Origin of the sequence: Anabaena sp. WFMT (assembly GCF_051781005.1) — a bacterium.
Classification (GTDB): domain Bacteria; phylum Cyanobacteriota; class Cyanobacteriia; order Cyanobacteriales; family Nostocaceae; genus Anabaena.
This window is the reverse complement of sequence record NZ_JBPWOA010000037.1, coordinates 108,218-122,543: the sequence shown is the minus strand read 5'-3', so window position 1 is coordinate 122,543 and position 14,326 is coordinate 108,218. Positions and strand designations below refer to the sequence as shown.

17 protein-coding genes are annotated in these 14,326 nt (G+C 36.2%); 6 read left to right on the top strand and 11 right to left on the bottom strand.

What is annotated here, in order from left to right; translation table 11 throughout:
* Positions 1-35: 35 nt before the first annotated feature.
* From ACSQ6I_RS24120 to ACSQ6I_RS24110, 3 genes are all read right to left on the bottom strand, one after another.
* Positions 36-803, bottom strand: a complete 768-nt coding sequence (locus tag ACSQ6I_RS24120) for a DUF5331 domain-containing protein (RefSeq protein ID WP_438892777.1) — start codon at positions 801-803, stop codon at positions 36-38.
* 55 nt (positions 804-858) lie between these two features.
* On the bottom strand, positions 859-1,173 hold the full coding sequence (locus ACSQ6I_RS24115) for a (2Fe-2S) ferredoxin domain-containing protein (RefSeq protein ID WP_438892776.1): 315 nt from the start codon (positions 1,171-1,173) through the stop codon (positions 859-861).
* Between the two features lie 116 nt (positions 1,174-1,289).
* On the bottom strand, positions 1,290-2,264 hold the full coding sequence (locus tag ACSQ6I_RS24110; protein ID WP_438892775.1) for a cysteine synthase A: 975 nt from the start codon (positions 2,262-2,264) through the stop codon (positions 1,290-1,292).
* A 349-nt stretch (positions 2,265-2,613) separates the two neighbouring features.
* On the opposite strand from ACSQ6I_RS24110, the gene ACSQ6I_RS24105 reads away from it, so the two are divergent.
* From ACSQ6I_RS24105 to ACSQ6I_RS24085, 5 genes are all read left to right on the top strand, one after another.
* On the top strand, positions 2,614-2,919 hold the full coding sequence (locus ACSQ6I_RS24105; protein WP_438892774.1) for a hypothetical protein: 306 nt from the start codon (positions 2,614-2,616) through the stop codon (positions 2,917-2,919).
* A 12-nt stretch (positions 2,920-2,931) separates the two neighbouring features.
* Positions 2,932-5,013, top strand: coding sequence for a dynamin family protein (locus tag ACSQ6I_RS24100; protein ID WP_438892773.1), 2,082 nt, complete (start codon positions 2,932-2,934; stop codon positions 5,011-5,013).
* A 142-nt stretch (positions 5,014-5,155) separates the two neighbouring features.
* Positions 5,156-7,363: a dynamin family protein gene (locus ACSQ6I_RS24095; RefSeq protein WP_438892772.1), complete on the top strand. Its 2,208-nt coding sequence runs from the start codon at positions 5,156-5,158 to the stop codon at positions 7,361-7,363.
* Positions 7,364-7,504: 141 nt separating this feature from the next.
* Complete coding sequence (locus ACSQ6I_RS24090; protein WP_438892771.1) at positions 7,505-7,738, top strand: type II toxin-antitoxin system RelN family antitoxin; 234 nt, start codon at positions 7,505-7,507, stop codon at positions 7,736-7,738.
* On the top strand, positions 7,722-7,904 hold the full coding sequence (locus ACSQ6I_RS24085) for a type II toxin-antitoxin system RelE family toxin (protein ID WP_438892770.1): 183 nt from the start codon (positions 7,722-7,724) through the stop codon (positions 7,902-7,904). Before ACSQ6I_RS24090 ends, ACSQ6I_RS24085 begins: the two co-directional genes overlap by 17 nt.
* Here the strand turns inward: ACSQ6I_RS24085 and ACSQ6I_RS24080 are convergent.
* From ACSQ6I_RS24080 to ACSQ6I_RS24070, 3 genes are all read right to left on the bottom strand, one after another.
* Entirely contained in the window at positions 7,897-8,187 is a 291-nt protein-coding gene (locus ACSQ6I_RS24080) for a type II toxin-antitoxin system RelE/ParE family toxin (protein ID WP_438892769.1), read from the bottom strand. The two genes, ACSQ6I_RS24085 and ACSQ6I_RS24080, sit on opposite strands and share 8 nt — an antisense overlap.
* 5 nt (positions 8,188-8,192) lie before the next feature.
* Complete coding sequence (locus ACSQ6I_RS24075; protein WP_438892768.1) at positions 8,193-8,477, bottom strand: hypothetical protein; 285 nt, start codon at positions 8,475-8,477, stop codon at positions 8,193-8,195.
* 264 nt (positions 8,478-8,741) lie between these two features.
* A complete protein-coding gene (locus ACSQ6I_RS24070) occupies positions 8,742-8,915 on the bottom strand; it encodes a hypothetical protein (RefSeq protein ID WP_438892767.1) in 174 nt (57 codons plus the stop codon).
* A gap of 231 nt (positions 8,916-9,146) precedes the next feature.
* On the opposite strand from ACSQ6I_RS24070, the gene ACSQ6I_RS24065 reads away from it, so the two are divergent.
* Complete coding sequence (locus ACSQ6I_RS24065; RefSeq protein ID WP_438892766.1) at positions 9,147-10,724, top strand: tetratricopeptide repeat protein; 1,578 nt, start codon at positions 9,147-9,149, stop codon at positions 10,722-10,724.
* A gap of 17 nt (positions 10,725-10,741) precedes the next feature.
* Here ACSQ6I_RS24065 and ACSQ6I_RS24060 read toward each other — a convergent pair whose 3' ends face one another.
* From ACSQ6I_RS24060 to hpsP, 5 genes are all read right to left on the bottom strand, one after another.
* Positions 10,742-11,008 (bottom strand): hypothetical protein, encoded by a 267-nt coding sequence (locus tag ACSQ6I_RS24060; RefSeq protein WP_438892765.1) that lies wholly within the window; start codon positions 11,006-11,008, stop codon positions 10,742-10,744.
* Between the two features lie 25 nt (positions 11,009-11,033).
* On the bottom strand, positions 11,034-11,612 hold the full coding sequence (locus tag ACSQ6I_RS24055; RefSeq protein WP_438892764.1) for a Uma2 family endonuclease: 579 nt from the start codon (positions 11,610-11,612) through the stop codon (positions 11,034-11,036).
* A 25-nt stretch (positions 11,613-11,637) separates the two neighbouring features.
* On the bottom strand, positions 11,638-12,222 hold the full coding sequence (locus ACSQ6I_RS24050) for a Uma2 family endonuclease (RefSeq protein ID WP_438892763.1): 585 nt from the start codon (positions 12,220-12,222) through the stop codon (positions 11,638-11,640).
* Positions 12,223-12,353: 131 nt separating this feature from the next.
* Positions 12,354-12,992, bottom strand: a complete 639-nt coding sequence (locus ACSQ6I_RS24045) for a peroxiredoxin (protein WP_190904880.1) — start codon at positions 12,990-12,992, stop codon at positions 12,354-12,356.
* 107 nt (positions 12,993-13,099) lie between these two features.
* Complete coding sequence (hpsP, locus tag ACSQ6I_RS24040) at positions 13,100-14,281, bottom strand: hormogonium polysaccharide biosynthesis glycosyltransferase HpsP (protein ID WP_438892762.1); 1,182 nt, start codon at positions 14,279-14,281, stop codon at positions 13,100-13,102.
* Between the last annotated feature and the right edge of the window lie 45 nt (positions 14,282-14,326).

Sequence of the window (14,326 nt, the reverse complement as noted above, 5' to 3'; positions counted from 1 at the left end):
AGTTCCTTTCAGTAGGATTGCGTAAAAATCTCGATTTACAATTTGCGGTTAATTGTTTCATCATGTTGCCATTTTACACCCTGACAAGACTCATCTATCCAAGAAGGTAAACTGCGGGCATTAGTTTGAGTAGGTGAAATACTGGAAACTTTTTTCACTGGGATGTTCATAAATTTAGCGTTGTGATTGGGTTCAGTCACTTTGGGGACAGAAGGTAAAGCTTTGGTTTGAGTAGGAACTGCGGTAGTTATTGTCAGTGATGACTGGGTGGGAGAATGCGATCGCGCAGCTGGCTTGTCAGTTCCCTTGACTGTTTCTTCCCGTCTCATTCCAGAAGGCAGCTTTGGTGGAGAATGGTGATTAACTGGTGTAGCTACTGCACCCACCGAAACAGGTTGGCGCTTTTCTTCAACACCTGTAGTAATTTTCAATAACACCTGTTTGTGTTCCTTTTGTCTTGGCGTATCTGCAACCTGCGTCTTCATAGGAGGCTTACTGACAATCTCGTTTTTAGCCACAGAATCCTCTGATTTTAATAAACCTAACTCCTCATCAGGATTAAAATGAAGACCTAAAGCCGCGACTATTTGATCAGGATCATTATTTAAATCCAGAATAAAAGGGAGTATTTCCTTTAACTGCGGTTCCAAAACAGACAGAGTGGCCAAAATATAACCAGATGAAGGTCGTCTGACACCATCATAGGAGTGCCAAATTCGCATTTCAACCAGCCAAGGACGATTTTCCTGGCAGTAATTTAGCCACTTCATTTTTAAAGATTGACGTAGCTGCTGAATGTCCATCAGTTTCCTCACTTCAGTGAACAAGAGTGCAGAATCAGTATAGTTTTAATGAGTTTTATCCCTGGGGATGAAAACGATAATAAAGCATATGTTTAACTTTTTGACCACCTAATAAATGTTGTTCCACTATTCGAGTAACTTCTTGAGGTTGAACTCTGCCATACCAGACCATATCTGGTAACACTAGCACCATCGGTCCATTACCACATTGTCCTAAGCAGCCACTAGCTGTAACTGTCACATCAGGAATTGATAAAGCGCGAAAAGCAGCTAAAACTTCTGCTGCACCTTGTTTTCTACAGGTACGATATTGGCACACTTGTACGCACTTGGGAGTATCAGGTTGATTCTGAGTTGGGAAGTTTGACATTTATGCATTGCCATTTTGACTACAAATATTTATCATCACCAAGCCTGTAGGGGCGGGGAAACCCCGCCCTCGATTGTATTGCATTCGACCAAGAAACGCTGTAGGTAATAAAATTCCTAACTAATAACCAACCCTTTACTTGCTAACCATTCACGGTTAAATATTCTTGACTGATAACGAGAACCACTGTCACACAAAATAGTTACAATAGTATGTCCTGGCCCCAACTGTTTCGCTAAAGCAACAGCAGCACCAACATTAATCCCAGTGGAACCACCCATTAATAGCCCATCTTTTCGTAGCAACTGGTAAACAACACGTAAAGCTTCTGCATCATTTATTTGGATAGCATCATCAGTAGGTGCGCCTTCCATATTGCCTGTAATCCGACTATTACCGATACCTTCGGTGATAGAATTGCCTTCCATCTTGATTTCGCCAGTTTTGATATAACTGTATAAACCACTACCTAAAGGATCAGCTACAACACATTTTACTGCTGGATTTTTTTCTTTCAGATACATCGCTACACCAGCATAAGTACCACCAGTACCAGTTGCTGCAACCCAACCATCTACTTTACCGTCTGTCTGTTCCCAAATTTCCCGGCCTGTGGTTTCATAATGGGCGAGACGATTAGCTAAATTATCAAACTGATTTGCCCAAATGGCATTTTCCATTTCCGCCGCAATTCTACCCGATAGCTTGACGTAATTATTAGGGTCTTTGTAAGGTACAGCAGGAACAGGACGGACTTCTGCACCCAAGGTGGTCATTGCATCTATCTTTTCTTGAGATTGGGTATTGGGAATAATAATCAGACATTTGTAACCTTTGGCATTGCAAATATGCGCGAGTCCAATGCCAGTATTACCTGCCGTTCCTTCCACTACCGTCCCACCAGGTTTGAGTAAACCTTTTTTTTCCGCGTCTTCGATAATATAAAGTGCAGCGCGGTCTTTGACGGAACCACCAGGATTGAGAAATTCAGCTTTGGCGAGGATTTCGCAGCCTGTTTCTTCACTGAAGCTATTTAAGCGAATCAGTGGTGTGTTACCAATAGTGCCGACAAATCCTTGTTTGATATCCATGTTGAATTTACTTGAATTCTTTTCTATCAAAATTTTGGCGCATAAGTGAATCTATTCTCAATGCCTTACAATGCTTTAGGTGAGAAATTTACCCACAATTTCCGAAAAGTCACCCAAAAATATTGAATCTCAGTAAATGAAGCAATATACAGCAAGAGTCAGGAGTCAGAAGTCAGGAGTAAAACTGGCTTTGAATTTAGATTCTTTACTTCATTTATCTGCAATTTACTGTAACTCTTTCGCGGTCGTCTGTTCAAGTCATTGACGCTGACGCGGTAATTTTACAGTTGGTTGCAATTATTAGAGTGAGTTAAAATACGGAGGAATTGACCAGAAGGGGTGGATACAGATGGCATCTCAAGATGAACGCAATCGAGAACTTCAACGCAAAGTTGAAATGCGACTGCGGGAAATAGACAATCAAATTAATCCTCATGAAGCACCTGTTTATCAAACCGTTAAACATCAACCCGAAAATTCTCAAAAGCCTTGGATGAGAAAAGTAATTCTCGGTGCAAAGCTGTTTGGATTCGCTGTTGCAACCTTAGTTGCAGTGCGAGTGGCTTCAGTTTTAGCTGGAATTGTTATTTTTGGCGCTTTGGCTTTTCTCACTTACAAGCTTTTTTTGGAATCCAAAGTTAATAACTCTAAATAAAGTGTCATCACCATGAATTATCAAGTTGGAACTGACAAGTTTATCAATGATTTAGAGCGTGTTGCTCAAGTACGTTCAGAGATTGCTATTTGTTTGAGCAAAATTGCTGATACAATTAATCAAGCGGAATTAGCTGGAGATAGTTCATCAGGTAAACTTAGTTTAGCAAGAGACATTGAAGATATTACTGTAGCTAGTAAAAATCTCAATAACGGTGTATTTCGCCTTTTGGTTTTGGGTGATATGAAACGAGGAAAAAGCACGTTTCTTAATGCCTTAATTGGTGAGAATTTATTACCCAGTGATGTAAATCCTTGTACAGCAGTATTAACAATTTTACGCTATGGGGCAGAAAAAAAAGTTACCATTCATTTTAATAATGGCAAAAGTCCCCAACAGCTAGATTTTCAAAGTTTTAAATATAAATATACTATTGATCCGGCTGAAGCAAAGAAGTTAGAACAGGAGCAAAAACAAGCTTTTCCTGATGTTGATTATGCGGTTGTTGAGTATCCTTTAACTTTGTTAGAAAAGGGTATTGAAATTGTTGATAGTCCAGGCTTAAATGATACGGAAGCACGAAATGAGTTATCTTTAGGTTATGTAAATAACTGTCATGCAATCTTGTTTGTGATGCGTGCTTCTCAGCCTTGTACTTTAGGTGAAAGACGTTATTTAGAGAATTATATCAAAGGTAGAGGTTTATCAGTTTTCTTCTTAGTTAATGCTTGGGATCAGGTGAAAGAATCATTAATTGATCCTGATGATGTGGAAGAGTTAACAGCAGCAGAAGATAGACTCAGACAGGTTTTTAAAGCCAATTTAGCCGAATATTGTTCTGTAGATGGACAGGATATCTACGATGAAAGGGTATTTGAGATTTCATCCATTCAAGCACTGAGACGCAGGTTAAAGAACCCTCAAGCTGATTTAAGTCAGACTGGCTTTCCTGAGTTCATGGGGGCGCTGAACACCTTTTTGACTAGAGAAAGAGCGATCGCAGAATTACGTCAAGTCAGAACCTTAGCTAGACAAGCTGTAAACCACACCCGTGAAGCGATTGATAGACGTATTCCTTTACTTGATAAAGATGTTGATGAATTAAAAAGCCGCATTGATTCAGTTGAACCTGAATTTAATAAACTCACCAATATCCGTGATCAATTTCAAAAGGAAATTATCAACACCAGAGATAATCAAGCCCGAACAGTATCTGAATCATTTCGCAGCTATGTTTTAAACTTAGGTAACACCTTTGAAAATGATTTCTTGCGCTATCAACCAGAATTAAACTTGTTGGATTTTCTGAGTAGTGGTAAACGGGATGCTTTTAGTATCGCATTACAAAAAGCATTTGAACAATACATCACAGATAAGTTTTCAGCTTGGACTTTAACTGCTGAAAAAGACATGAATTCAGCCTTTAAAGAATTATCTCGCTCCGCTGCTCAATACGGTGCTTCTTATAGTCAAGTCACCAATCAAATCAACGAAAAATTAACAGGACAACCAGTTAAAGTCAATGCCAATAATACCACAGAAGAAGATAACTCTCCTGGATGGGCAAAATGGGCAATGGGTTTGTTATCTTTATCGAGAGGTAACTTAGCTGGTGTAGCTTTAGCTGGTGCAGGTTTTGATTGGAAAAATATCCTTTTAAACTACTTTACTGTTATTGGTGTTGGTGGAATAATTACCGCAGTCACAGGTATTTTTCTGGGGCCAATTGGCTTCGCTTTGTTAGGTTTGGGGGTAGGAATTTTACAAGCAGATCAAGCGCGGAAAGAGTTAGTTAAAACTGCCAAAAAAGAGTTAGTTAAATATTTACCGCAAGTAGCACAAGAACAAGCTCCAATTGTTTATGATGCAGTCAAAGAATGTTTTGATGCTTACGAAAAAGAAGTAAATCAACGCATTAATGATGATATCACTTCTCGCAAATCGGAATTAGATAATTTACTCAAACAGAAAGAAACGCGGGAAATTAACCGTGAAAGTGAGTTCAAACGTCTGAAAAATTTACAAGAAGGTGTCATAGAACAACTGCAAAAAATCGAAGCTGCATACAGCAATTTGTTAGCTTATTATAGCTAGTAAATAGACAATTGTAGGTTGGGTTGACGCAAGGAAACCCAACATGATTAAAACTTTGTTGCGCTGTCGCTTAACTCAACCTACACAAAAACTAAAGATTTTTCACTCTAACACCAAGCGAATCGAATTATTTTAGACAAATATGCAAAAACAATATGAACTTTACCAAGAAATAACAAATTCTCTTAAATCTACCTGTAAATTAATAAATTTAGATCAAAAATCTAAGCTTTATCAAGATGTCATTACAATTTCCAATCATCTCGCTAATCCTAATTTTCAGATTGCGGTATTTGGCCCCTTTAATCATGGTAAATCAACTTTGTTAAATGCAATGTTGGGAAATCGAACTTTACCAATTGATTTAATTCCCACCACAGGTGCAGCAATTACTGTTAAATATGGTAGTGATGTCAGAACTCGGATTATGTTAGTAGATGGTACAGAAATCTACCGCAGTGGCACAGATATTTTACAAAAATTTGCGATTCTTGACGGTAATAGACAGATGCGAAAAGATGTTGCATCTGTTGAAGTTTTTTGTCCTCATCCCTTCTTAGAAACAGGAATAGAATTTGTTGATTTACCGGGAACAAATGACAGAGAAGCACAAGATAATTTAGTCCGAGATAAGTTATTAGAAACAGACTTAGTTATACAATTATTAGATGCGCGTAAACTAATGACTTTAGGTGAACGGGAAAACCTACGTGATTGGTTATTAGATAGAGGAATTAAAACAGTTATTTTTGTGGCTAATTTCCTCAATTTACTAGAACCAGAAGAACAAAAACAAGTCCAAAATCGCTTATTATTCGTAGCAGAAAGTTTTCGTTCCGAATTACCTGCCGGTTTTAGTAATTTATATCGAGTTGATGCTTTACCCGCTTTACGCGCTAGATTGAAAGGTGATGTTGCGCTTGCAAATAGTAGCGGTTTAGCAGCTTTTGAAACAGCTTTACAAAATATAGTCGGAATTTTACAGCAAAATACTGGTGGTGTACGTTTACCAAGAATTCAGGGTATTACCTCGCAAATTCAACCTTTATTAGCAGATAAAATTGATAAAATTGCTAGTGAAATTAAATCATTTGATGATAAAGAAAATGCTAAAAATGATATTAAACAAAAAGCTAAAGACCTAATTAAACAAGGTTTTAATACTAGTGTTTATGAATTAAAAAAATGGTTGTATTTACCAAATTTATTGGCTAAATACCAAAGTGATATTGCTGTTGCATTAGCAGAAAATAATTTGCAATCTTGGCAAATAGGAACTTTAAAAAAAGACTTAACCGAATTGCAGTTAGCAGTGATAAAATGGCTATATCAAGCTTATGAATTCTTCAAATCAGAAAGACCAGAAGATTTAAAAATACCATTTCCCACTACACCCCAAATAACTCTACCTGCAAAACAAAATAATACCAATGATATAACAGATCCTGGTTCTATTGCTGTAGGTGGTGGTATTGGTTGGCTATTAGGTGGCCCTGTAGGTGCTGCTGTAGTTGGGAGTATTTCTTATTTATTAAATCAAAATATTCAAAATGCTGAAGAACAATCAGCTAAAGAAACTTATCATCAACAGGTAGCGACAATTTGTATAGCTGCGGCTGAAAATTATTTATCTAGTTTTAGCAGTCAGGGTTTATCTATTTTAGCTGAATATGAACAAAAAGCTGTGAAAGTCATTAACTTTCAAGTTAGTCAAGAACCGCGTGAAATTAGTCAAAAACGTGAAGATATAAAACAATTACAAAATGGATTTAATCAGTTATTGACAGAATTAGAAAAAGTAAATATTCAAACTAAATATCAACCTTATAAAGAAACTCCTAAACCTGCAAATACTCAAACACCACCTCAAGGAAACAGTAGCAAGTATACATACACAGAAAAGAAAGTAGAACCACCCCCTCAACAGGTTTATACTCCACCTGAACCAAATACTCCTCAAGTCAAAGTAGAACTACCACGTCAGCAGGTTTATACACCTCCACCAAATCCCGCAGAAACAGAGGCTAAATTTCGTGCTTGGGAACTTGATCAAGAAATAGCGCAAATGAAAGCTAATATGAAATCTCCAGGGAAACAGCAACAAACAAATACAAATCAAAAAGCACAAAATCCACCAAAGACACAAGTAGAGAAAGATAGAATTGATCGTGCTTATAAAATTTTAGGGTTACAATCTACTGCTTCTTTTGTTGAAGTGAAACAAGCTTATAAGACATTGGTGAAAAAATGGCATCCTGATTTATTTGTGAATCAGCCACAAATGCAAAAACAGGTACAAGAAAAGATCCGGTTGGTGAATGAGGCTTATAATATTTTAGCAGAATTATAATATATTAATTTTACAATAAAAAGCGAATCAGGATTTTCAAGATTAAAGGATTTACAGGATTATTTATTGATACTTTATTTTAATTACATATCAAAGTAGAGTTTAGGAGTAAGATAAGAAAGTGTATATAGCGGTTTTCGGTTGAGTGAGATACAAGAAGGACAATTAACCTTAGATTATCCTTTAGAAATTGATAATTTTAATGCTGTCAAAGTAATTATTCTTTTACCAGAAGCGGATGATTATGATCTTGATGATATTCCTATTGAAGAAGTAAAAGAGAGTTTAACTAGGGCTTTTGAAGAAGTAAAATCTGGTAAGGCTAGACCTATTTCTGAATTATGGAAGAGAATTGAAAGTGAATGGTATAGATGATATCTCAGTTAAATTTTCTCCTGAATTTGAAAAACAATTATATAAACTATCAAAACGATATCGGAAAATTCGTGATGATATTGAACCTGTTATTTTGCAGTTGCAGGAAGGAGAAATAATAGGCGATGGTAAGCTAACGCTTTCAATCTTGCAATTAACTAAATAGGTCTATTCTCTCGTCCATGATATATACGTAAAATAAGCACATCATCCTCAAGAATAATGTAGTGAATTATAAAACCATACTTACCAAAAGAAACTACAAGTTTTCGTAATCCTGCTATTTCATCTATAATCGCACCACGACGCGGATTTTGTTCTAGACTTCCCCCTAAAGAAACAATTGCTTGTATTGCGCGGGCTGCTGCGTCAGCATTACTAAGTGCTATAAAATCATAATGACGATTTAAATCATTAATAGCAGTTTCTGTCCAAACTATCTCAGACATTAGTTTTATTGTTGAATTATTAAACTATTTGCCCATTTCTGGACTTCTTCATGTTTGACTCCTGAACCTGTATGAAGGTAGCTTTCTAAAGCAGATTTGCTTTGCTCAATCATGTCTTTTTCACTAAGAGACTGAAAATTTAATTCTGTATCTATTTGACTATAATCAAGTGATTCTGCTCCTAAATCTTGCTCTTCTTGAGCTAATTCTGTGGCTAAAAATTGAATGGCTTTGATTTTTTCTTGATGAGATAATTTTTGCAGTGAGGGTAAAATTTCTGCTAATGTCATAGAAATCAGGGGTAAAGCTATTTATATTATATAATACTGTTATTGTTCTTTGTTTTCCATAGATACAGGAAAGCGATCGCTCTTATGAAGTCAACGTAGCTAGAGACTAGAGGGCGATCGCTAATTTAGCATCTTTAATTGTCTAAGAGTCTTCCAAAAAATAAATGATCCAAAATCTGTGATTACCCTGCGGAAAGGCTACACCTAAGCAATGATAATTGGGAATTTCTTTAGTTGGAATACTCTAAAGGTATTGCTCAAGACCTAACGTTTTTTATAGTAACCACAGTTAGCAGCCTCTTCACGAGTTTTACAATGACCACCCAAGAACATATTTTTACCACACCAAGTACAGGTAGAAGCACTGGGAGAAGTTACAACGTCCTCTTGTGAGGGTATTGTTGGAGATTCAGGTTTAGTCAAAAGTTCTACTTTCATCCTCATGTTCCTTTGTTGAAATGAATAAAAATGAATTGATTACTCAGATTTTTTACTGGGTTCTCAACCCATACCAAGACTGTACTTGAACCTCAAAGCCTTGTCAGTAAGAAAAAGTAGGTAATTTGTATAAAAAATGGTGGGGGAAAGTAGGTTTTCGTTGGTTTTGTGGGTAAAAAATGCTAAATTTACTGAATATCCACTAAAAATCAACTTAAATTCTGCTATCTAATGAATACTGATGATGCTTTAAAATTTACTCAAAGTCTAATTGAAAACCACACTAAAAAACCTCTCAATGATTCACAGATGACTGTATTGAGAGGTTGTTTAGAAGGTAAACTTTATAGAGAAATAGACAATTTATATAACTTTAGTGAAGATTACAGTAAAGAAATTGGTTCTAACTTGTGGAAAATACTATCTGAGGTTTTGGGTGTAAAAGTTACCAAAAATAATCTCAGTAATGTAATAAAACAACATTTGTCTACTGAAAAACAGAAAATATCTGATTCTGAAAGTTCACCCAAATGTAATGATGAATTACGTGATTTTGTCGGACGAGACACAGCAATTAATGATATCAATGACCTTATTAATGAAGGTGAAAAAATCATCGTTATTCAAGCATCTGGGGGAGTTGGTAAGTCAACTTTAGCCAAGCAATATCTAAATACTCAAGGATTTGAGTTGGTATTACCACTAGAAATGGCGAAAGATAAGGAGAATATTACCGCTGTTGAAAGTGTAGTTGAAGAATGGCTAAAGCAACATTTTCAAGAAGAACCAGGAAGGGAATTTGGAATTACTTTAGACAGATTAAAATTACAACTGCAAACCCGCAAAATAGGAGTATTAATCGATAACTACGATAGAGAAAATAAGTGGGATCAACGAGAATCTCTAGGAACGTCATTTTGGAGACTAGGTTTATTGCAACAATCAAGCTTTTCAATAAGTCGTATAATTAATTATGTAAATGATATTTATTGTCTAAGTGAACTCTATCTGTCGCTCGGATATACATACAACTTAATAGGTCTTATAAGAAAGTCAATTGAATATCACAAAGAGTCATACAGATTAGCAGATAAATATTTAACCTCGCTTTCTCAAGTAAATATTCAAGATATCAATATGCTAGGATTTCAGGAAGTAAAATCTGCTTTCTTTGTTAATATAGCGTGTTGTTTAATAGATTTAGGAGAACTAGAAGATGCTATTAAAATTCTTGAAGATGGTTGTCTATTCATTTCTAATAACCTCGATATTGACAACCATTTTATTTTAGAATCGTGGTTTTTGTTAGCTTTTATAAATTCATGTTTAGGACTTAAAGATAAAGCATTTTATTTTGCAGAAAAAACTCACAATCAATTTGCTTTAACTAAAGGTACTACATGGACTCAAGGACATTCACTATTATTTCTAAGTTTAACATATAAAAATTTGACAGATATAGATAAGTCTTTTGCAATGTACAGCCAAGCAATGTGTTATGCAGAGGAAAGTCACTCCAGTCACGTTAAAGCAAAAGCCTTAACTGGTTTAGCAGAACTATATCGAATACAAAATGATTTTGAAAAAGCACTTTCCCATCATTCAGAATCAATAGAACTATTAGATAAAATCGGTGCTAAATGTGATTTAGCAGAAGCATACTACCAAATAGGTTTAACATATCAAAAAATGGAAGAAACCGGAAACAGCAACACCAACTTTAATGAAGCTATCCGACTATTCAATGAAATGGAAGCACCCAAGCAAGTTGAGAAAGTGGAAAAAGCGAAAAGAGGAAATATCTCTTAACCAAATGCACCTCAATCCTATTCATGAAATAAACTAGCTTCTATATGAAAAAAATCTCCCAACTTTTCTGCTAATTCTAAAGTTATTTTCTGCGTTCCATTTAAAATGTCATCAATCAAGCTTTCTGAATCTAAAAAATATTGTAAATCGGCTTTTGTTTTCCCAGACTCCTCCAAAAGAAATAACATTGGGCATTTCTTTTTGTGCAGTTCTCTTAGTGCTTCCTGAGAATCTGCGTGATTTTCTGTATATTCTCTTAATATTCTAAAACTAATAACGTGCATTGATGAATTGTTATTGATTTTCTGACTACCAAATTTTACTCATATTCAAAACAAACCCAGATAAAACAGGTTCACAACTAACAGTATCAGGATTTTCTAAACATTCCTCTGTTTGTCCAGGACGATAAATATAAACTCGGCGATTTTTACGGTCAATTAATAAGCATAATTGTATTCCTGGTTCCTGCATATATTCGGTCATTTTGTCTTTTAATGGTTGCAGGTTATCAGAAGCTGACCTTAATTCGATGACAAAATCAGGACAAATGGGTGCAAACTTTTTTTGTTGTTCTGGTGTGAGTTTATTCCATCTTTCTGATTTTATCCAGGAAGCATCAGGAGAACGGTCTGCACCTGTGGAGAGTTTAAACCCTGTACTGGAATCAAAACCAATTCCTGTACCATCTTTTTCAGTCCAAACTCCTAGCTGTACAGCTAAGTTGAAATTACGGTTTCCTGTTTCTGAACCTGTAGGTGGCATAATTGATATTTCTCCAAATTTATTCCTCTCTATGCGTAAATCACGGTTTAGTTGACAGAATTCAAAGAATTGTTCGTCTGTCATTGATGACGGCATTTGCAACATTAAGGGAGATGAAAGCATAGTGATTTCCTTTTAGTTATTTTATTTACCAAATTTTACTCATATTCAAAACAAATCCCGGTAAAATAGGTTCGCAGTTAACAGTATTAGGATTTTCTAAACATTCTTCTGTTTGTCCAGAACGATAAATATAAACTCGGCGATTTTTGCGGTCAATTAATAAGCCTAATTGTATTCCTGGTTCCTGCATATATTCGTTCATTTTGTCTTTTAATGGTTGCAGGTTATCAGAATCTGATCTTAATTCGATGACAAAATCAGGACATATGGGTGCAAATTTTTTCTGTTGTTCTGGTGTGAGTGTATTCCATCTTTCTAATTTTATCCAAGCAGCATCAGGAGAACGGTCTGCACCTGTGGAGAGTTTAAAACCTGTGCTGGAAGTAAAAGTGATACCTGTACCATCTTTTTCTGACCATACCCACAATTGTCCAAATATATTACCTTCTCGGTTTCCTGTTTCTGAACCTGTCGGTGACATGATTGATATTTCTCCAAATCTATTTCTTTCAATGCGTAAATCACGGTTTACTTGACAGAATTCAAAAAATTGTTCGTCTGTCATTGGCATTGAAGATGGCATTTGCAACATTAAGGGGGATGATAGCATGGTGATTTCCTCCATATTTGCTTACTGAAATGACTTTATTATATCGCTACTAAATGGTTTCAATTATAATAAAAAAGGTGGGTTACGCTGTCGCTAACCCACCCTACGAAGAATATTTATGTTACTGGAAATTATTTGTTAGGTTGGGGTGTCATGCGTAAATAAGGTTTGATTTCTTTGTAACCTTTGGGGAATTTCTCTTTGAGAACTTCGGGATCTTTTAATGATGGAACAATTACGCAGTCTTCTCCATCTTTCCAGTCAGCGGGGGTAGCGACGCTGTAATTATCAGTTAATTGCAGAGAGTCAATTACTCGCAATAGTTCATCAAAGTTGCGTCCTGTGCTGGGGGGGTAGGTGAAGCTAAGACGCAGTTTTTTGTTGGGGTCAATAACGAAAACGGAACGCACTGTGATGTTTGCAGCTGCGTTGGGGTGAATCATGTCATAAAGGTCGGAAACCTTTTTGTCTGCGTCTGCGAGAATGGGATAGTTGAGGGCGGTTCCTTGAGTTTCTTCGATATCTCCCACCCAACCATTATGGGAGTCTACATCATCGACGCTGAGTGCGATCGCTTTTACGTTGCGTTTATCAAATTCTGGTTTCAGTTTAGCTACTGTACCTAATTCGGTTGTGCAAACTGGTGTAAAGTCAGCAGGGTGGGAGAATAGCACTACCCAGCTATCACCGGCCCATGCGTAAAAATCAATATCACCGTGTGTTGAGGCTTGAGTAAAGTTGGGTACTGTATCACCAAGACGGAGAGTCATGCGAGATTCCCTGTAATTAAGAAGGCATATTTTTACTGTGTTATCATGACACAGAACGGTAAATTATCCCATCAACATTCCACCGGTTGCAACAAAATTTTAAATTTCTAAACTTTTTGGTCTGCCACAATTTCCTGATAAGCTCGAATTACTTGTTGTGCGATCGCATCCCAGCTAAAATTCTCTAAGGCATATTTTTCGGCATTTACTCCCCGTCGCTGGCATTCTTGGGGATTTGACAAAGCCTCTCTTAATAAATCCACCAGTGATTTTACATCAGTTTTCCCCACCCAACCAGACTCACTATCTACAACCTGCTGATATATATGCACTTGGTCAGAAATAACCACTGGTTTTCCTGCAACCATTGCCTCCGCTACCGCAATGCCAAAATTTTCATAGTAAGAAGGTAAAACAAATAAATCCGCAGCTTTTAATAAACTTTGTTTCGCTTCACCCGTAACAAAGCCAGTAATTGTTGTGTGTGCATTTAATGATGAATTTTCAATTTCAGATTTAATTTTTTGTTCATAAATTGGATCTTGGGGATTTGTTCCCGCTAAAATAAAGTGAAATTTAAAACCATCATTTAATAATTTTTCTAATGCAGGAAGTAATAAATCTAAACCCTTTTTGGGGTCAATGCGGGACATAAATAAAACCACAGGTTGATTACCAGGAATACCCCATTGCTTAATAACTGAATTTTTCCCATCTTCCACGGGAGGAATTACACCCAAAGGAATCACTAAATCTTTTGTTTTTACGCCAAATCTTGCTGATATTTTTGCTTCTTGTTCGCTAGTGAAATGAACTGCTGCTGCACCTGCTAAATTACCACCTTCTAAAATTTTTACATAAAGCTGTTTTAATTTTTTCTTTTTACGTAAATCAGCAGGATCAAGAGTTCCCAAAGGACGTAAAATATAAGGTAAATTTTGTTGACGACAAATTAAAGCTGAAGCACTACTAACAGGAGAAAATAAAGCATGAATATGGGCAATATCAAACTCTTTAGAGTGACTTTTTAACCATTTTAATAAATCAAGAGAAAACTTATATCTACGAAACGGCGCACAACGAAAGTAAATAATGTCATAACCATCTTGCTTTATAGGGCGATTTAAAGGCACATCAAGAGGTTTTTGACCAAAATCGCCATTACTATCTGTAGTGATAACTGTAACCTCTTCACCTGCCTTTGTTAACGCTGGGGCTAACCCCAATACCATTTGACTAGGACCGCCATAAATTAAGGAAATCGACGGAACAATATGCAATATTTTCATTTTCTTCTCTCAGCGTCCTCTGCGTCTCTGCGGTTAGTTAAAATA